The organism is Mesorhizobium sp. M7A.F.Ca.US.005.03.2.1 (assembly GCF_003997795.1).
Lineage (GTDB): Bacteria > Pseudomonadota > Alphaproteobacteria > Rhizobiales > Rhizobiaceae > Mesorhizobium > Mesorhizobium ciceri.
Genome location: NZ_RZRP01000600.1, coordinates 1 through 3954, shown reverse-complemented (window position 1 = coordinate 3954; position 3954 = coordinate 1). Strand labels below are relative to the sequence as shown.

At 62.9% G+C, this 3954-nt stretch carries 3 protein-coding genes; all 3 read left to right on the top strand.

Annotation, left to right across the window (positions count from 1 at the left end; genetic code table 11):
* Positions 1-1133: nitrogen regulation protein NR(II) (locus tag EN991_RS26470; RefSeq protein WP_245461083.1), on the top strand; the 1133-nt coding region annotated here is incomplete at its 5' end.
* The gene (ntrC, locus tag EN991_RS26465) at positions 1130-2590 is read left to right on the top strand and encodes a nitrogen regulation protein NR(I) (RefSeq protein ID WP_024505195.1); all 1461 of its coding nucleotides are present in this window, start codon (positions 1130-1132) and stop codon (positions 2588-2590) included. The genes EN991_RS26470 and ntrC, both read left to right, overlap by 4 nt.
* Positions 2591-2719: 129 nt before the next feature.
* Positions 2720-3954, top strand: a 1235-nt coding sequence (locus EN991_RS26460) for a HAMP domain-containing protein (RefSeq protein ID WP_164769378.1), incomplete at its 3' end; no start/stop codon positions are given.

The window sequence follows — 3954 nt, the reverse complement described above, 5'->3', positions numbered from 1 at the left end:
CCGCCGGCCAAGGCGCTGAAATGGCGGATGCCGCCCAGATCGTGCTCAACACCATCCGCCGCCCGGTGATCATGATCAGCGAGGAAGGCTTCATCACCTTTGCCAACGCCGACGCGGAGGACTTCTTTCGTTCAAGCGCGACCATGCTCGCCCGCAACACGCTGTCAAAACTCATTCCCTTCGGCAGCCCGCTGCTGACGCTGGTCGACCAGGTGCGCGAGCGCCTGGCACCGGTCAACGAGTATCGGGTCGACGTGTCGTCGCCGCGTCTCGGCATCGAGAAGGTCGTCGATCTCTATGTCGCGCCGGTACCGGAATTTCCGGGCTCGGTGGTGGTTATGTTCCAGGAACGGTCGATGGCCGACAAGATCGACCGGCAGATGACGCATCGCGGTGCGGCGCGCTCGGTCACCGGCTTGGCGGCGATGCTTGCCCATGAGATCAAGAACCCGCTCTCCGGCATCCGCGGCGCTGCCCAGTTGCTGGAACTGTCGGCTTCCGACGAAGACCGTGCGCTGACGCGGCTGATCACCGACGAGACCGACCGCATCGTGTCGCTGGTCGATCGCATGGAGGTGTTTTCCGACGAGCGGCCGATCGACCGCTACCCCGTCAACATCCATGTCGTGCTCGACCATGTGAAGGCCATTGCCAAGAACGGTTTTGCCAAGAGAATCAAGATATTGGAGGACTATGATCCTTCGTTGCCTCCGGTGTTTGCCAACCGCGACCAGTTGATCCAGGTGTTCCTCAACCTGGTCAAGAACGCCGCCGAGGCGATCGGCAGTGACCCGCAGGGCGAGATCATGCTGTCGACCGCCTTCCGGCCAGGCATCCGTGTTTCCGTTCCGGGCACGCAGGACCGCGTGTCGCTGCCGCTGGAATTTTGCGTGCGTGACAATGGTTCCGGCGTCTCGGAAGATATCCTGCCGATCCTGTTCGACCCGTTCATCACCACCAAGCCGAACGGCTCGGGGCTGGGGCTGGCGCTGGTCGCCAAAATCGTCGGCGAACATGGCGGCATCATCGAATGCGAATCGACGCCGCGCGGGACCACATTCCGCATCCTGATGCCGGCCTGGAAAGAAGCGCCATACGGCGCCGATGAAGACGGTGAAGGAGACCGCAAATGACCGTTCGCGGCAATATTCTCGTCGCCGACGACGATGCGGCGATCCGCACTGTCCTCAACCAGGCGCTTTCGCGCGTCGGCCACGAGGTGCGCGTCACCTCCAATGCTTCGACTTTGTGGCGCTGGGTGGCGGCGGGCGAGGGCGATCTTGTCATCACCGATGTGGTGATGCCGGACGAAAACGCCTTCGACATGCTGCCGCGCATCAAGAAGGCGAGGCCGGAACTGCCGGTCATCGTCATGAGCGCCCAGAACACCTTCATGACGGCGATCCGCGCGTCTGAAACCGGCGCCTATGAGTATCTGCCCAAGCCGTTCGACCTGACCGAACTGCTCAACATCGTCAACCGGGCGCTTTCCGAGCCGCGACGGCCGAAGATCGATGCGCGGCCGGAAGAGCAGCCCGATGCAATGCCGCTGGTCGGCCGTTCGGCCGCCATGCAGGACATCTACCGCATGCTGGCGCGCATGATGCAGACCGACCTGACGGTGATGATCTCGGGCGAATCCGGCACCGGCAAGGAACTGGTGGCGCGCGCGCTGCATGAATATGGCCGCCGCCGTGGCGGCCCGTTTGTCGCCATCAACATGGCGGCGATCCCGCGCGACCTGATCGAATCGGAACTGTTCGGTCACGAGAAGGGCGCCTTCACCGGCGCGCAGAACCGCTCGACCGGGCGCTTCGAGCAAGCTGAAGGCGGCACGCTGTTCCTCGATGAAATCGGCGACATGCCGATGGAAGCGCAGACGCGGCTGCTGCGCGTGCTCCAACAGGGCGAATACACGACGGTTGGCGGACGCACGCCGATCAAGACCGACGTGCGCATCGTCGCCGCCACCAACAAGGATCTGCGCACCCTGATCAACCAGGGGCTTTTTCGCGAGGATCTGTTCTATCGCCTCAACGTGGTGCCGCTCCGGCTGCCCGCGCTGCGTGAGCGCTCCGAGGATGTGCCCGACCTTGTCCGCCACTTCTTCAAGCTCGGCGAAATGGAAGGCCTGCAGACCAAGCGCATTTCTTCCGGCGGCATCGAGTTGATGAAGCGCTATCCCTGGCCGGGCAATGTGCGCGAACTGGAAAACCTGGTTCGCAGGCTCGCCGCGCTCTATTCGCAGGACGAGATTTCCGCCGAGATCATCGAGGCCGAGCTCAAGACCGGCGAACGTCCCGTGGTGCCGGGTGGCGGCAATCTCATTCCCGACGATTTGTCGATCGGCCAGGCGGTCGAGCACTTCCTGCAACGCTATTTCGCCTCGTTTGCCGGCGATTTGCCACCTGCCGGGCTTTATCAACGCATCCTGTCCGAGGTCGAGTTTCCACTCGTCCTGGCCTCGATGACGGCAACCCGCGGCAACCAGATCAAGGCCGCGGAACTGCTTGGTTTGAACCGCAACACGCTGCGCAAGAAGATTCGCGAACTCGGCGTCAACGTCTACAAATCGTCGCGGCAGGGCTGAGCCCTGATCTGAGCCCGCGCTCTTTTCAGGGGATCGGCTCGCGAAAGATTTCCGTCTCGGTCACACTTGTTGCATAATCGCCACAATGCGTTGCATACATCCGACGCAATCATGGCACTAGACGGCGACATGGCCCCGCAGGCACCGACAACAAACCAACCGCTTTTCAGCGAACCCGGCGCTCGTGACGGGCGCCGGCTGCTTGCGCTGCCAGGCGTGATCGCGGTCGTCGGCGCGCTGATGACGGCGGCGATCTCGTTCACCATCCTCGTTGGCGCCACGCCGATCACACCGAACGAGTCGACGACGCTGGCGTTGATTGCCCTCAACGCGGCTTTCGTCCTGATTCTTATCGCGCTGGTCGGGCGTGAGGTGCACCGCATCCTGATGGCGCGCCGGCATGGCAAGGCCGCTTCGCGGCTGCATGTGCGCATTGTCGCCATGTTCGCCCTGGTTGCCGCCATTCCGGCCATCATGGTGGCCATCATCGCGTCGATCACGCTCGACATCGGCCTCGACCGCTGGTTCGAGATCCGCACCAAGACGATCGTCAATTCGTCGCTGTCGATCGCCGACGCCTATGTTCAGGAAAATGCCCGCAACCTGCAGGGTACGACACTGTCCATGGCCTATGATCTCGATGCGTCACGCACACTCTACGGCCTTGATCGTACCGGCTTTCTCGACCTGATGAACAAGGAAGCCGTGGGCCGTTCGCTGGCTCATGCGGCGCTGATCAAACCTGACGGCTCTTTCGTCATGAGCGCCAAGACCGACACGGATTTTGCCATGCCGGGGCCGCCGGAAGGCGCCGTGGCCAGCGCTGCCGACGGCAAGCCGGTGCTGATCGAGCCGAAAACGCGCAACATCATGGGCGCCATCGTCAAGCTGCGCGAGATCGAAGGGCTCTATCTCTATACCATTCGCCTCGTCGATCCCGAGGTCATCAAGGCACGCCAGATCGTCAGGTCCAACACCGACGAATATCGGGGGCTGGAAGACAACCGCCGTACCTCGCAGGTGGCCTTCGCGCTGCCCTATCTGTCGCTGACGCTGATCATCATCCTGTCCGCGATCTGGACCGGCATTGCGGTCGCCGACCGTCTGGTGCGGCCCATTCGCCAGCTCATCGGCGCCGCCGACGAAGTGGCGACCGGCAATCTCGACGTCGCGGTTCCGGTCAGGCCCTCGGACGGCGATGTCGCCTCGCTCGGCGATACGTTCAACAAGATGCTTCTCGAACTGAAATCGCAGCGCAACGAGATCCTGTCGGCCAAGGACCTGATCGACGAGAGGCGACGCTTCTCCGAAGCCGTGCTTGCCGGCGTTACCGCCGGCGTCATCGGCGTCGATCCCTACGGCAT